We start from the raw sequence: 14,772 nt of genomic DNA on the forward strand, positions 1-14,772 counted from the left end.
CAGGTAATGCCCTGAGAGCTTTTCGAGTTGAAGTAGCGTAATCGCCGTGACTGACGTGAGCGGCGTTCAAACGCCCGTACCCGAAGCAGATGCCAGGGCGATCACCCGTGAGGAGATCTTCACCGGACATGAGGGTGGAAAGTTGTCGGTGGGCATCACCGCCCCTCTCGACACCAAACGCGCTCTTTCGATCGCGTACACCCCAGGAGTTGCAGAGGTCTCGCGCGCCATCGCCGAACAGCCCGAACTGGCGCGCCGCTACACCTGGACGAGCCGCCTGGTCGTCGTCGTCAGCGATGGCAGCGCGGTGCTCGGACTCGGCGACATCGGACCGAGTGCTTCGCTTCCGGTGATGGAGGGCAAGTCGGCGCTGTTCAAGAACTTCGCCGGTCTCGATTCGATTCCACTCGTGCTGAGCACGAACGATCCCGACGAAATCGTCGAAACTCTTGTGCGTCTCCGACATTCCTTCGGGGCGGTGAACCTCGAGGACATCTCGGCGCCGCGGTGTTTCGAGATCGAGAAGCGGATCATCGAAGCGCTCGACTGCCCGGTGATGCACGACGATCAGCACGGCACCGCGATCGTGCTGTTGGCAGCGCTCAAGGCCGCCAGCAAGCTTCAGAAGCGTCAGCGCGGTGAGCTCAAGGTCGTGATCTCCGGTTGCGGCGCCGCGGGAGTGGCCTGCACGAACATCCTGCTGGCCGACGGCATCTCTGACGTGACCGTCATCGACAGCAAAGGCATCGTCCACGCCGGACGCGAAAACCTCAACAGCGTTAAGGAGGAGGTCGCGGGCCGTACCAATCCCGACGGCCGCACGGGATCGCTGTCCGACGCGCTCGTCGGAGCTGACGTGTTCGTCGGCGTCAGTGCCGGCAAGGTCCCGGAAGAGGCGTTGGCGACGATGAACTCGGGCGCCATCATCTTCGCGCTCTCCAATCCGGATCCCGAAGTTCATCCGGATGTCGCCGCCAAGTACGCGGCGATCGTCGCGACCGGTCGTAGCGACTTCCCGAACCAGATCAACAATGTGCTGGCATTCCCCGGGGTGTTCCGGGGTGCGCTGGATGCCGGAGCCCGCCGGATCACCGAGGAGATGAAACTCGCGGCCGCAGACGCGATCGTCGAGGTCCTCGGGGACGATCTCGCGGCGGACATGATCGTGCCCAGCCCGCTCGACCCCCGGGTCGCGCCGGCAGTCGCCGCCGCGGTCGCACGGGTGGCCGGCCAGGGGTGATTGCGGTATCGCTTGGTCGGCGCGGCGTACTGCCCGCGTTGGCGCTGGTAGCTGCCTTGCTGGTGGCGGGGTGCGCCGAGCCGGGGCCGACCCCGCAGGCGTTGGTGACCGGTTCGACTGCTGACACCCCCAGCCGGGTCGCCGCTGCCATCTACGCCGGCGCGCTGCGAGGCGCAGGGGCGCAGGTGTCAGATGAACATCCGGTGGGAACTGATGCGGAGTTGCTGGGCAAACTCGACGACCGCTCGCTCGATCTGATGCCCGCCTGGTCTGGCGAACTGCTCGGGCAACTCGATCCGGGTACTACCGCGCTGTCGGCGGAAGACGTCTACGCCCAACTCAACAAGGCTTTGCCGCAGGGTGTTTCGGCGGGTGATGTGACCAGCGTGGCCAACAAGCCGCTGGTGTTCGTCGCCGAGTCGCTCGCGACCTCTGCCGGCGTAGATGAACTCGCCGAGTGTGCACGCCTGCCCGCAGGCCTGCCGCTGGTGACGATCGACGAACCGACCCCGGAGATCGCGGCGGCGTTGAGTGCGGCGGGTTGCGCGTTCGCGCCGCCGCAACAGCTGGACCCGCAGGCGGCAGTTGCCGAGGTCGCGGCAGGCAGGGCCGCCGGCCTGTTCCCACCGCTTCCGGTGGTCGCAGATGATTCGGGTCTGCAAGGGCTGGCCGACACGGGCGACGTGCTGCGCGCTGAAGACCTGGTGCCCGTCTTCCGGACCGCATCCCTGAGCCGGGGGTTGTTTCAGGCGATGAACAAGGTGGCCGGAGAACTGACCACCGCCGACCTCACCACGATGTCTCGTGAGGTCGACGGTGGTGCAGAGATCTCCACGGTCGCGCAGCGCTGGTTAGGTGAGCACAGCCTCTGACGTACGGAGGTGAGCACTCAAGAAGTCGCCCAGTTCCTCGACGGCCGCATTCGCCGCCGGCATGAGTGGCGCGGCCACATGTCCGACGTGCCACAGTCGGCCGAGGTCGCTGAGCGTCGACTCGACACCGGCGGCCCGCAGCTTACCCGCGAACTCGGTGACCTGATCGAACAGGATCTCGGGCCGGCCGATCTGGACCAGGGTCGGCGGGAGTCCTGTGAGATCTCCCCGGCCGGGTGCATACCGCGGATCGTCGGGATCGCCGTCGCCCAGGTACATGTCCGCGGCCTGGCTGGACCACGCGCCGTTGACCACGATGTCGGTGGCCCCACTGCCGGTGTCGTCGTCGGACTGCCTGACGGCGGGGTCGACCCAGGGGGAGATCAGTCCGAGAGCAGCCGGGGTGATCTCGTGCTCGTCGATCAGAACCCTGGCGGTGGCGACCGAGAGCCCACCACCGGCAGAGTCTCCCGCGATGGCGATGGATTCCGGGGCATATCCGCGGCTCATCAGGTCGCGGAAGGCTGCGACGGCATCGTTGACCGCGGCCGGACACGGATGTTCCGGTGCCAGTCGGTAATCGAGAACGTAGACCTCCGCTTGGGCGGCCCGCGCCAGGGTGGTGGTCAGCCCGCGATGAGACCGCGCCGAACCGACGGTGTAAGCGCCACCATGCAGATACAGGATCGCGCGGCCGTGGTGGGTGGGACCGACCGTGATCCTCTCGGTCGCCCTTCCCGCGAGGGTGATCTGACGGATCACCTGATCGGGGAGCGCAGGAATTGCGAAGGCGCTCGCGTCGAGCAGCTTTCGCTGGATCGACGGGGACAACCGGGCGTTCAGCGACAGCCGGAACAACGGTTTGAATAGCACCTCACTGACCGGGATGGACAGTGCCAGTCGGGGTGCTCTCACAGGAGCTCCGACGGATGCTGGATGACGGTCTCCGGTTTCGGGGCGAGGCGCCCGGCGAACTTGGCGATGACGACCTCGTACATCGACCCGCCTGCGCGGACCAGCAGATCGATGACCTTCGCGTCCGCACCGACGAGGACTCGGGGGCGATTCTTCTCGATGGCCGAGATGATGATCTCGGCGGCGCGTGCCGACGTCGTGCGGGCCAGCTTCTTGTCGAAGAGTTCTGCGGTGGTTCGCTGATCGTGGCCATCGGAGACGGTTGCGTTGCGGGCGATCGCGGTCTTGATGCCACCGGGATGCACACACGTCACCTGGACGGGATGGCCGGCGATCTTCATCTCCTGGTACAGCGACTCGGTGAAACCCCGCACCGCGAACTTTGCCGCGTTATAGGCACTTTGGCCGGGCATGGCCAGGATTCCGAACAACGACGAGGTGTTCACCACGTGGCCGTCGCCCGAGGCGATGAGGTACGGCAGGAACGCCTTGGTGCCGTTGACGACGCCCCAGTAGTCGATGTCCATGACGCGTTCGTACTGCTTGAACTCGGTGATCTCGACCTCGCCGTGGTGGGCGATTCCGGCGTTGTTGATCACCAGGTTGACCTTGCCGAAATGTTCGGCGACGGTGTCCGCATACTCGAGGACCGCCTCGCGTTCGGCCACATTGAGAAGCTGCGCATGAACCTGCGCACCCTGGGCTTTGAGAAGACGCTCGGTCTCTTCCAGACCTGCGGGGTTCACGTCGCTGATTGCGACGAGAGCGCCCTTGCCTGCGAGCTGGAGCGCGAGGTCGCGGCCCATGCCCGATCCGGCTCCGGTCACCACTGCTACCTTGCCTTTGAAATCTTTCATGAGGTCACCGTTTCTTTCGCTGCGGGGATCGTGCCGGCCGTGGGGTTCAGAGACCGCGCACTGGCCGTGTCATAGGCGGCAAGGTCGAACTTACGGGTGATGCGCCGGTAGTTGAAGGTGAATCCGGGCCACAAGGTGGTGATGTTGCCGAAGGCGTCCTTGTACCAGCTGGCGCAGCCGCCGGTCTCCCACACGCTGGACTTCAGGTTGTCCTGGATACCGACGTTGTAGTCGCGCTGGACGTCGGGGCGGACCTCGACCCGCGCGATGTCGTACTGCCGCTGCAATTTGAAGTAGTCGACGAGATAGTTCAGCTGCGACTCGATCATGTAGACCATCGAGGTGTGACCGAGGCCGGTCGACGGTCCGACCATCAGGAACATGTTGGGGAACCCGTTGACGGTGGTGCCCTTGTACGCCTGCATCCCGGTGCTCTCCCAGACCTCGGCGAGGCTGCGGCCGTCCTTGCCGATGATGTGCTCGAACACGGGGGAGTCGGTGACGTGGAATCCGGTGGCCACCACGATCGCGTCGACCTCGCGGGCGACGCCGTCGGCGGTGACGATCCCGGTCGCGGTGACCTCTCTGATGGGGTCGGTGACCAGTTCGACGTTGTCCTGGTTCAGCGCGGGATAGTACGTGTTGGACAGAAGAATCCGCTTGCAGCCGACCTTCCAGTTCGGGGTGACGGCGGCGCGGAGCTTCTTGTCCGAGATTCCGCGGGCGATGTTCCGTCTGCCGGCGATCTTGCCTGCGGCGAGCATGTTCGGGGCATGGGTGAGGCCGAAGGAGACGAGTTCGTGTGCCGCGTAGATGGTCGCGCGGGTTGCTCGCTGGTATCCGGGGATGTTCTTGAACGCCCAGTTCTCACCGGACGAGTACGGCCGGTCCGCACGCGGCAGGATCCAAGGTGCGGTCCGTTGGTAGACGTCGAGCTGTCCCACGGTCTTGGCGAGTTCGGGAATGATCTGAACGGCCGAGGCGCCGGTGCCGATCACGGCGACCCGCTTGCCTTTCAGGTCGTAGTCGGAGTTCCAGCGGGCGGAATGGAAGATCTCGCCGGTGAAGCCCTCGATACCCTTGACGTCGGGCAGCTTCGGTTCACAGAGCGGGCCGACGCCGGCGACCATGAAGTCTGCGCGGAACTGACCGTTGGACGTGTCGATGATCCACTGTCCGGAGTCCTCGTCCCAAGCGGTGTTGGTGACCTCGGTGTTCCACTTCGTCTTCGACCCCAGGTCGTATTTGTCGGCGACGTGGTTGATGTAACGGTGGATCTCCGGCTGCTGCGAGAACGAGCGGCTCCACGACGGGTTCAGGGCGAACGAGTACGAGTACAGGTGCGAAGGGACATCGCAGGCCGCGCCGGGGTAGGTGTTGTCGCGCCAGGTTCCGCCGAAGTCGCTCCCGCGATCGAGGATCACGAAGTCGTCGAAGCCGTTTTGCTGCAGCTTGATGGCTGCGCCCAGTCCGGAGAAGCCCGCGCCGATGATGGCGATCTTTACAACGTTCATGGGTAAGAACATACCGGCTATTGACGGCTTGTCAATAGCGCTATTGACACAAAGTCAGTATGGTCATCGTTTGTGACCACAGCGAGGCGCACCAGGATGAGCCCGCAGGCCCGTCGGGATCAGCTGATCAGCGAAGGCCTGCGGATGCTCGACGACCGCGCGCTGGATCAGGTGTCGGTGGAAGAGGTGGCCGAGGCGGCGGGGGTGTCGCGGGCGCTGCTGTTCCACTATTTCGAGTCCAAACAGGACTTTCTGGTGGCACTGACCACCGAGCAGAGCCGGCGGATGCTCGAACGCACCGAACCCGATCTGAACGTCCAGGACCCGATCGCCATTGCGCGGGGGTCTCTGACGGCCTACATCGACTACGTCTCGGCGAACCGGTCCGCGTACCTCGCGATCCTGCAGGGGACCGGGGCGTCGGACCCCGCGATGCGCAAGGTCGCCGACGACACCCGGACCGTGATGGCCGAACGGGTCCTGGGACTCGCTGCCCTGCTCGAGCTGCATCGCACGCCGCTGATCGAACTGGCGGTGCACGGTTGGGTGACGTTCAGCGAGCAGGTCACCGTCCGTTGGCTGCAGGACGAGGCCGGCGTCAGTCGCGACGAGATCGTCGAACTGATCGCCCGGTCGCTGCCACTGCTGGCGACCCTGGCTGCCGACCCGAACAACCAATAATGGTGGGTTCTGGTGAGCGTGACCTGCGGAAACGCTCGCCAAAACCCACCATTATCGGGGTTTGGGGGATCAGCCGAACGCGGTGTCGATGATCTCCTGCTGCTCGACGGCGTGGACCTTCGAGGAGCCGGACGACGGTGCGGACATCGCACGACGCGACACCCGGCGCAGACCCTGGAAGAACTCCGGCAACATTTCCGGGAGGTTCAGCCCGAAGAAGGGCCACGCCCCCTGGTTCGCCGGCTCTTCCTGAACCCAGAAGATCTCTTCCATGTTCGTGTACTGCCCGAGTGCGTTGCGAAGCCGCTTGTGAGGCACCGGATAGAGCTGCTCGACCCGGACGATCGCGACGTCATCGCGCTTGTCCTTCTCCTTGCGCGCAGCCAGCTCGTAGTACAACTTGCCGGACACGAGCAGGACGCGGCGCACCTTCTCGCGGTCGCCGCCGGAATCGAATGCGGGGTCGTCGATGACGGACTTGAACTTGCCCTCGGTGAACTCCGAGACCGGGGACACCGCAGCCTTGTTACGCAGCATGGACTTCGGTGTGAAGACCACGAGCGGACGGCTGATCCCGTCGAGGACGTGACGACGCAGCAGGTGGAAGTAGCTCGCCGGTGTCGACGGCAGCGCGACGGTCATCGAACCCTCGGCGCACAGCAGCAGGAATCGTTCGATGCGTCCTGAGGTGTGGTCGGGACCCTGACCTTCATGGCCGTGGGGGAGCAGCAGCACCACGTCGGAGGTCTGGCCCCACTTGGCCTCACCCGACGAGATGAACTCGTCGATGATCGACTGCGCGCCGTTGACGAAGTCACCGAACTGGGCTTCCCACAGCACGAGAGCGTCGGGGTCGCCGACGGAGTAGCCGTATTCGAACCCGACGACGGCGTACTCGCTCAGCGCCGAGTCGTACGCGAGGAACCGGCCGGGGTTCTCCGGGTTGGTCTCCGCGACGGTTCGCAGCGGGGTGTACTCGTCGCCGTTCTCGCGGTCGATGAGCACCGAATGGCGCTGGGTGAACGTGCCGCGGCGCGAGTCCTGGCCGGACAGGCGCACGGTCCGGCCCTCTTCGACGAGTGACCCAAAGGCCAGCAGCTCGCCGAATGCCCAGTCCACGTTGCCGTTTCGCGACATCTCGTAGCGCTTCTTGAGCACCGGCTTGACCCGCTGGTGGACGGTGAAGCCATCGGGGACGTTGACGAACGCGTCGCCGATCCGCTCCATCGTCTCCTTCGAGATCTTGGTCTCCAGCTTGACCGGGAGAACCTGATCGGACTCGACCGACGGGCTCGGGGCGGCCTGATACTTCTCCAGCTCGCGGACCTCGTTGAAGACTCGTTCGAGCTGACCCTGGTAGTCGCGGAGGGCGTCCTCGGCCTCCTTGGTCGAGATGTCACCACGACCGATCAGGGCTTCGGTGTAGCTCTTGCGGACGCTGCGCTTGGTGTCGATCACGTCGTACATCGCCGGCTGCGTCATCGAGGGGTCGTCGCCCTCGTTGTGTCCGCGACGGCGGTAGCAGACGAGGTCGATGACGACGTCCTTGTTGAACTTCTGCCGATAGTCGACGGCCAATTTCGCGGCCCAGACGCAGGCCTCGGGGTCGTCGCCGTTGACGTGGAAGATCGGCGCGCCGATCATCTTCGCCACATCGGTGCAGTACTCGGACGAGCGGGACGCCTCGGGTGCGGTGGTGAAGCCGACCTGGTTGTTGACGACGATGTGGACTGTGCCGCCGGTCCGGTAACCACGCAGCATGGCGAGGTTGAGGGTTTCGGCAACCACGCCCTGGCCTGCGAACGCGGCGTCGCCGTGCAGCATCAGCGGCAGCACCGTGAAGGCGCCGTCACCTAGGTCGCGCAGATCCTGCTTGGCGCGCACCAGTCCTTCGAGGACGGGGTCGACCGCCTCGAGATGAGACGGGTTCGCGGTCAGAGAGACGTTGATCTCGTTGTCCCCGAACATCTGGTAGTACTTGCCCTCGGCTCCGAGGTGGTACTTCACGTCGCCGGATCCGTGCGCCTGCGACGGGTTCAGGTTGCCCTCGAACTCGGTGAAGATCTTCGAGTACGGCTTGCCGACGATGTTCGCCAGCACGTTGAGGCGTCCGCGGTGCGGCATCCCGACGACGACTTCGTCGAGGCCGTACTCGGCGCACTGATCGATGACGCCGTCCATCATCGGGATGACGGCTTCGGCACCTTCGAGCGAGAAGCGCTTCTGACCGACGTATTTGGTCTGCAAGAACGTCTCGAAGGCCTCGGCGGCATTGAGCTTGGACAGGATGTACTTCTGCTCGGCCACCGGTGGCTTGACGTGCTTGATCTCGACGCGTTCCTGCAGCCACTGCTGTTGCTCGGGCTCGAGGATGTGGGTGTACTCGACACCCACGTGCCGGCAGTAGGAGTCGCGCAGGATCGACAGGACATCGCGCAACTTCATCTTGTTCTCGCCGTGGAAACCACCGACGTTGAAACTGCGATCGAGATCCCACAGCGTCAGGTCGTAGGTGAGCACGTCGAGATCGGGGTGCGCCGAGCGGGCGTCGGAATCGATCATCAGCGGATCGATGTCCGCCATCAGATGACCTCGATTGCGGTATGCCGCAATCAGTTCCAGAACGCGCGCGTTCTTGTCGACGGCACCTTCGGGGATGTCGCGACGCCAGCGGATCGGCTCGTACGGGATGTGCAGGGTGGTGAAGATCTCGTCGAAGAACTCATCCGACAGCAAGAGCTGGTGAATGGTGCGCAGGAAGTCGCCGGACTCGGCGCCCTGGATGATGCGGTGATCGTAGGTCGAGGTGAGCGTCATCAGCTTGCCGACGGCGAGCGCGGCGATCTGCTCTTCGGAGGCGCCCTGGAACTCGGCCGGGTACTCCATCGCACCGGCGCCGACGATGGTGCCCTGCCCCTTCATCAGGCGCGGTACCGAGTGGACTGTCCCGATGGTGCCGGGGTTGGTGAGCGAGATGGTCACGCCCGCGAAGTCGTCGCCGGTGAGCTTGCCCTCACGCGCCCGCCGGACGATGTCCTCGTAGGCCGCGTGGAACTGCGCGAAGTTCATGGTCTCGGTGCGCTTGATCGCCGCGACGACGAGGGTGCGGGACCCGTCCTTGCCGGGCAGGTCGATCGCGAGTCCGAGGTTTGTGTGGGCCGGCTGGACGACGTTCGGCTTGCCGTCGACTTCCGCGAAGTGCCGGTTCATGCCGGGGAACGACTTGATCGCCTGGACGATCGCGAACCCGAGGATGTGTGTGAACGAGATCTTGCCACCGCGGGTGCGGGCGAGGTGGTTGTTGATGACCACCCGGTTGTCGATCATCAGCTTCGCGGGCACCGCACGCACACTGGTCGCGGTAGGGATCTGCAGCGAGGCCGCCATGTTCTTGGCGATCGCGGCGGCGGGGCCGCGCAGCACCTTGTTCGTGGCCTCGTCGGTGGTCTCGGCCGGAGCCGCCTTCGCAGGCGCCGACTTCTTCGCGTCTTTACGCGGGGCGTCGGTCGTCGGGCGCACGGTCTTCTTGGGCGCGGCCTTGGCGGCGTCGTTCGGCGGGCTCTGCTTCTCGGGTGCAGGCGTGGTCTGGGCCGTGGTCTGCGCCGATGCGTCCCGGCTGGTGTCCGATTGCCCGGCGGCGGCCTTGCTCGCCGGGGTTGCGTCCACGGCCGGTTTCGGCGCCGATGCACCATTGCCGGACGAGTCGGTGCCGGACTTCTTCTCGCTCTTCCCTGCGGACCCACCATCGCCGGCGGTCTTGCTCCCCGAGCCGGTGGCTCCGGGGCTGCTGTCCCCGGAGCCGTTACCTTCCGAGGCGTAGTTCTTGAGGAAGTCATGCCAACTCGGATCCACCGAGCTCGGATCTTTTTGGAAGCGCTGGTACATTTCCTCAACCAGCCACTCGTTCTGCCCGAAGTCTGAAATCGAACTGCTGCTCACGGCAGTATCTCGCCTCAATTCCTTTACTGGTCTGGCTGCCAAGCCGACCTGACGCTTTTTGCGAAGTCTCCGGGTGTCAAGGTTAGTCCCCATGCGTCGGCGGGGCTATGCCGGTCGGTCACCACCACGAGTCGTCATTGACTCGGGACCTCATCCGGAGCGATACCCGCCTTCCACAGCGCGTGGTACCTGCCATTCAACGACAAGAGTTCCGAATGAGTTCCGAGCTCTACGATCCGTCCGCCCGCGACCACCGCGATCCGATCTGCCCTGGCAGCGGTGGCCAGGCGGTGCGCCACGATCACGGAGCTGCGCGAGCCCGTCAGGTGCCTGCCCGCCGCCATCACCCGGCGTTCGGTCGCCTGATCGAGAGTGGCGGTGGCCTCGTCGAGCAACAGCAGGTCGGGGTTCACCAGCTCCGCCCGCGCCAGTGCGATGAGCTGCCGCTGCCCGGAAGAGAGTCCCTGGCCGCGTTCGCCGATGGGATGTGCCATCGCACCCGGGAGTTCCGCGATCATCGACAGCGCGCCGACCGCGCGCGCCGCGGCGACGATCTCGTCGTGGGTCGCCTGTGGCCTGCCGAACGCGATGTTGTCGGCGACCGTTCCGGTGAACAGATGCGGCTCCTGCGGCACGACGCCGAGTCTGGACCGGTAGTGCCCGAGCCGGAAGTCGCGGATGTCGGTGCCGTCCATCCGGACAGATCCGGTGGTCGGGTCGTAGAAGCGGGCCAGGAGTTTGACGATCGTGGACTTGCCCGCACCGGTTTCCCCGACGAGCGCGAGTGACGTTCCTGCCGGCAGATCGAGGTCGACGTCCGACAGGGCGTCGCGCACCGCGCCCGGGTAGCGGAAGCCGACGCCGTCGAGCTGGGCATGCCCGGCGAAACCGTGCTCGTCTGCTCGACTCGCGGGCGCGGTCCCGTCCGCGCCGTCGGGGCATCGGACGCGGCTCCGGGTGGCCAGCAGGTCGGAGATCCGGCGTAGCCCGACCAGGGCCTGCTGGTATCCGTCGAAGACCTGCGAGAGCTGCTGGACGGGTCCGAACAGCATCCCGAGGTAGAGGACGAAGGCCACCAGGGTGCCCGGGCTGGTCTCGCCGACGGCGACCTGATGTGCGCCGAAGGCGATCACGCCCGCGGTGGCCAGGTCGGACATCAACGTGATGAACGGGAAGAAGATCGAGATCGCCTGCTGCGAGACCATTCGCGCGCGCACGTATGCGGCTGCGCGGGCGGTGAACTGAGCCATCGCGAATCCGTCGTGGCGGTAGGCCTGGGTGGTGCGCACGCCGCCCACGTTTTCCTGGAAGTCGGCGTTGACCTCGCTGACGAGTTCGCGGGAGCGGGTGTACGCGCGGGCGGCGATGCGCCGGAAGACCACTGTGGCGATGACTATCGGCGGGAACACGGCGAGCATCAGCAGTCCGAGCGAGGCGTCGGTCAAGATGAGTGCGACCGCGACGCCGACGAGCGTGAGAGAGCTGACGATCGCGGTCGACAGTCCGGTCTGCAGGAACGTGGACAGCGCATCGACGTCGGTCGTCATCCTCGTCATGATCCGGCCGGACAGTTCGCGCTCGTAGTAGTCCAAACCGAGGCGCTGCAGGTGCGCGTAGCTGCGGACCCGCAGCGCGTACAGCACTCGTTCACCGGCCCGGGAGGTGATCACGGTCATCACCGCGGCGGCGATGAAACCGATCGCGACCGCGCCCAGGCCCGCGAATGCAGCGATCCACAAATGGCCGGACTGTTCGTCCGTCGCGCCGTCGATGCCGTAACGCGCGATGGTGGGGAAGGCGAGGGAGACCAGCGTGTCGACCGAGATACAGATCACCACGACTGCGAGCAGCCAGCGCACCGGACGCAGCAGTTGACGCAGCGAGAAGTCGGGCCGGTCGGTTCGTATCTCTGTGTCGTCGGTGGCCGGATCCTCGGTCGCCGGCGGGAGGGTGGCCACGGACTCGAGCAGTTCGGGTGTCGGGGCCATCGCTCCGAGCGCGCCGGACATGCCCCCTCCGCCCCGGACGCCGAGGGTTGCCGGGGGCGCTTGCCTGCGTCGACGTTCGACAGGCGCAGGCGCGTCGGAGGGCCACAGCGCTTCGATGGGCAGGAGGAGCTCGGAGAACTCGTCCTCGAGGTCGTCGACCTCGTCGACATCGGTGCTCATCAGCGAACGGAACAGCGGGCAGCGCGCCGTGAGCTCCGCTTCGGTCCCGACGTCGATGATGCGGCCTGCGTCGAGGACTGCCACCCGGTCCGCGAGCGTGAGGGTGGATCGTCGGTGCGCGAGGATCAGCATCGTGCGCGTCGACGTACGCAGGTGTGTGAAGATGGCCGCCTCGGTCTGCGCGTCCACCGCGGACGTGGCGTCGTCGAGGATCAGGATGCGGGGATCGGCGTACAGGGCCCGGGCGAGGGCGATGCGCTGACGTTGACCACCCGAGAGGGTGAGGCCGCGCTCGCCGACCACCGACCGGTATCCGTCGGCCAGGCCCGAGACGAAGCCATCTGCATGCGCCCGCCTGGCTGCGGACTCGATACCGCCGGGCAGCGGGCCGTCCTCGTCGAACTTGCCGACGTGGGCGTTCGGGGCGATGTTCGCGGCGACGGTGTCGGAGTAGAGGAACGGCTCGTCGAACACGACGCCGACAGCCGATCGCAATTCGTCCGGGGCCAGGTCACCGACGTCGAACCCGCGGTCCGCACCCCGCAATTCGATGATCCCCGTCTGGGGCCGGTGAAATCGATCGGCGAGCAGTGCGAGCGTCGACTTGCCGGATCCGGGCCTGCCCACGACGGCCACCACCTCGCCGGGCGCGATGTCGAGATCGACCCCGGAAAGCACAGGTGACGAAGCGCCCGGATACGTGAAGCCGACGTCGCGCAGGGTCAGGCCGAGAGGTCCGTCGGGGAGGCGGCCGGTCGCGGCGAGCGCGGGATCGGGTGGCTCGTCGATCACCTGGTAGACCCGCTCGACCGCGGCGCGGGCCAATTGCGCGGACACCAGCAGGCTCGTCAGCAGTCGCGCCAGACCTGTCATGGTCGTCACGTAGGTGGCGAAGGCCAGGAACGTCCCGACGGTGATGGATCCGTTCATCGTGAGATAGCCGCCGAGCGCGATGATGGCCACCATGCCGATCTGGGGTACTGCGGCGAGCGTCGGTGCGAATCGCGCGTTGATCTTCGCCGACCGCATCCGGCGGGCATAGAGTCGCCGCCCGAAGCCGACGAGTTCGTCCACCGCTCGTTCTTCCTGGCCGAACCCTTTGACCACCCGCACCCCGGTGACGGTCTCTTCGACGTGCTGGGCGAGGTCCGCCGCCGATTGTTGTGCGGACCAGGTCGCGGCGAAGAGTTTCTTGCGGCTCGCGAACGCGACGACCGCCGCCGTCGGGATCACCAACAGGGCCACGAGCGTCAACGGTGGTGAGAGGTAGAACATCACGCCGAGAGCGAGGACAACCTGCACCGCGGCGCCGAGAGAGAGCGGGACCATGGCCAGCAACCCCTGTACGAGCTGTAGGTCCGTGATGGACCTCGAGACCACCTGGCCGGTACGGATCTGGTCCTGCGCGGCGCCACCGAGTCGGAGCACGCTGCTCAGCAGCGACAATCGCAGCGAGTTCTGGACATTCAGCGACAAACGGCCTGCGGTCACACGTCTGCCGTATTGGCAGCCGAAACGCACGAAGGCGAGCACAGCCATCGCTACCGCGATGGCCCCGATCGTGTATCCGTGGGACGCCGCGCCCGTCGCCTCGTCGATGGCTGCCTTGGTCAGCAGCGGTACGGTCAGGTCGATCAGGACGGCCAGGCCGGTGACGCTGAGGGTGATCGCAACCAGACGGCGGTGCCGCAGACACTCACGACCCAGTCGCCGGATCCAGCGATCGGTGAGCTGGGACCCTTCGGGCTTGTTCGTCCGGCCCCCTTCGGGACGGGTGAGACGGACCCCTTCGGTTCGGGTCAACTAGACATCGGCCCGTCGTGACCGGACACGATCTGCGGGGCACCACCCGACACGATGTGCGGTGGCCCGCCCGCCGCGGGCCATGCCATCGGGGCCGGACCGAACACCTTGTGCGAGTTGTTCACGATGATCTTGCCGAGGGCACGGTTGCCCACACCACCGATCACCGCGCCGAAACCGGCAGGGAGCAGCTTCCCGAAGGCGAGCGGCAGCTTCTGCAGTGTGTACTTCTTGAAGTAGGTCTTGACCAGGCGTTTGTTGAGCGTCTTGAGGACCGGGGTGGGGATGACACCGCCGAAGGCGCGAGCCAGATTGCCGGACTTCGCTCCCAGCGAATCACGCACCACCGCAAGGCCGGACTCGCCGAGTGCGACGGTCAACACCAGCGCCTTTCGGCGTTCGCGATCGGTGATCGGGATGCCGTGCACCTCGGCGACAGCCAGCGAGAGCAGCGCGGATGCCTCGATGAAGAAGACCGTCTCGGCGCCCAGCGAGGCGAATGACGCGACGGTCCCGATTCCGGGGAACGCGGCGGCCGCGCCGACCGCCCCGCCGGATCCGGTGACAGCCAGCAGGAATCGGTGCTCGAGGCGCTCGATGATCTGGGCGGGTGACTCGTAGGGGTGCTCGCGGCGCAGGTGGTGCACGTACTTGGCCACGGCAGGCGCCTGGAGGTGCTGAGCGTGGTCGACCAGGTTGTCGACCACACCCTCGGTCTTGCGGGCGGCGCCGACGACCTGGCCGTCACCGATGGAGGAGAGCTGTTTCTTTGCCATGCGGAGT

Annotated in this window: 9 protein-coding genes; 3 read left to right on the forward strand and 6 right to left on the reverse strand. The window is 66.0% G+C overall.

Features of this window, described 5'->3' with window-relative positions:
- Window positions 1-46: 46 nt before the first annotated feature.
- Both BFL43_RS24395 and BFL43_RS24400 read left to right on the forward strand, forming a co-directional pair.
- Entirely contained in the window at window positions 47-1,240 is a 1,194-nt protein-coding gene (locus tag BFL43_RS24395; protein WP_084895580.1) for an NADP-dependent malic enzyme, read from the forward strand.
- Complete coding sequence (locus BFL43_RS24400; RefSeq protein ID WP_143695522.1) at window positions 1,237-2,112, forward strand: glycine betaine ABC transporter substrate-binding protein; 876 nt, start codon at window positions 1,237-1,239, stop codon at window positions 2,110-2,112. The genes BFL43_RS24395 and BFL43_RS24400 overlap by 4 nt, the downstream gene beginning before the upstream one ends.
- On the opposite strand, the gene BFL43_RS24405 is transcribed toward BFL43_RS24400, so the two are convergent.
- Genes BFL43_RS24405 through BFL43_RS24415 form a run of 3 tightly spaced genes read right to left on the reverse strand, consistent with a single transcriptional unit; the run spans window position 2,092 to window position 5,398 of the window.
- Window positions 2,092-3,027: an alpha/beta hydrolase gene (locus BFL43_RS24405; RefSeq protein WP_084895582.1), complete on the reverse strand. Its 936-nt coding sequence runs from the start codon at window positions 3,025-3,027 to the stop codon at window positions 2,092-2,094. The two genes, BFL43_RS24400 and BFL43_RS24405, sit on opposite strands and share 21 nt — an antisense overlap.
- Window positions 3,024-3,884: an SDR family NAD(P)-dependent oxidoreductase gene (locus tag BFL43_RS24410; RefSeq protein WP_084895584.1), complete on the reverse strand. Its 861-nt coding sequence runs from the start codon at window positions 3,882-3,884 to the stop codon at window positions 3,024-3,026. The genes BFL43_RS24405 and BFL43_RS24410 overlap by 4 nt, the downstream gene beginning before the upstream one ends.
- The gene (locus tag BFL43_RS24415) at window positions 3,881-5,398 is read right to left on the reverse strand and encodes an NAD(P)/FAD-dependent oxidoreductase (RefSeq protein ID WP_084895586.1); all 1,518 of its coding nucleotides are present in this window, start codon (window positions 5,396-5,398) and stop codon (window positions 3,881-3,883) included. The genes BFL43_RS24410 and BFL43_RS24415 overlap by 4 nt, the downstream gene beginning before the upstream one ends.
- 72 nt (window positions 5,399-5,470) lie before the next feature.
- Between BFL43_RS24415 and BFL43_RS24420 the strand changes: the two genes are divergently transcribed.
- Complete coding sequence (locus BFL43_RS24420; protein ID WP_084895588.1) at window positions 5,471-6,079, forward strand: TetR/AcrR family transcriptional regulator; 609 nt, start codon at window positions 5,471-5,473, stop codon at window positions 6,077-6,079.
- A gap of 69 nt (window positions 6,080-6,148) precedes the next feature.
- On the opposite strand, the gene BFL43_RS24425 is transcribed toward BFL43_RS24420, so the two are convergent.
- From BFL43_RS24425 to BFL43_RS24435, 3 genes are all read right to left on the reverse strand, one after another.
- Window positions 6,149-10,018 carry a multifunctional oxoglutarate decarboxylase/oxoglutarate dehydrogenase thiamine pyrophosphate-binding subunit/dihydrolipoyllysine-residue succinyltransferase subunit gene (locus tag BFL43_RS24425; protein WP_240498453.1) on the reverse strand — a complete coding sequence of 1,290 codons (3,870 nt, stop codon included), beginning with the start codon at window positions 10,016-10,018 and terminating at the stop codon, window positions 6,149-6,151.
- Window positions 10,019-10,152: 134 nt separating this feature from the next.
- Window positions 10,153-13,902 carry an ABC transporter ATP-binding protein gene (locus BFL43_RS24430; protein ID WP_240498463.1) on the reverse strand — a complete coding sequence of 1,250 codons (3,750 nt, stop codon included), beginning with the start codon at window positions 13,900-13,902 and terminating at the stop codon, window positions 10,153-10,155.
- An 83-nt stretch (window positions 13,903-13,985) separates the two neighbouring features.
- Complete coding sequence (locus BFL43_RS24435; protein ID WP_084895756.1) at window positions 13,986-14,765, reverse strand: hypothetical protein; 780 nt, start codon at window positions 14,763-14,765, stop codon at window positions 13,986-13,988.
- Window positions 14,766-14,772 lie beyond the last annotated feature (7 nt).

The organism is Williamsia sp. 1135 (genome assembly GCF_002095395.1).
Classification (GTDB): Bacteria; Actinomycetota; Actinomycetes; order Mycobacteriales; family Mycobacteriaceae; genus Williamsia.

Excerpts from the sequence above, each read along its gene's own strand:
- BFL43_RS24410 (WP_084895584.1), bottom strand. The coding sequence starts at position 3,884 with ATGAAAGATTTCAAAGGCAAGGTAGCAGTGGTGACCGGAGCCGGATCG.
- BFL43_RS24415 (WP_084895586.1), bottom strand. The coding sequence starts at position 5,398 with ATGAACGTTGTAAAGATCGCCATCATCGGCGCGGGCTTCTCCGGACTG.
- BFL43_RS24435 (WP_084895756.1), bottom strand. The coding sequence starts at position 14,765 with ATGGCAAAGAAACAGCTCTCCTCCATCGGTGACGGCCAGGTCGTCGGC.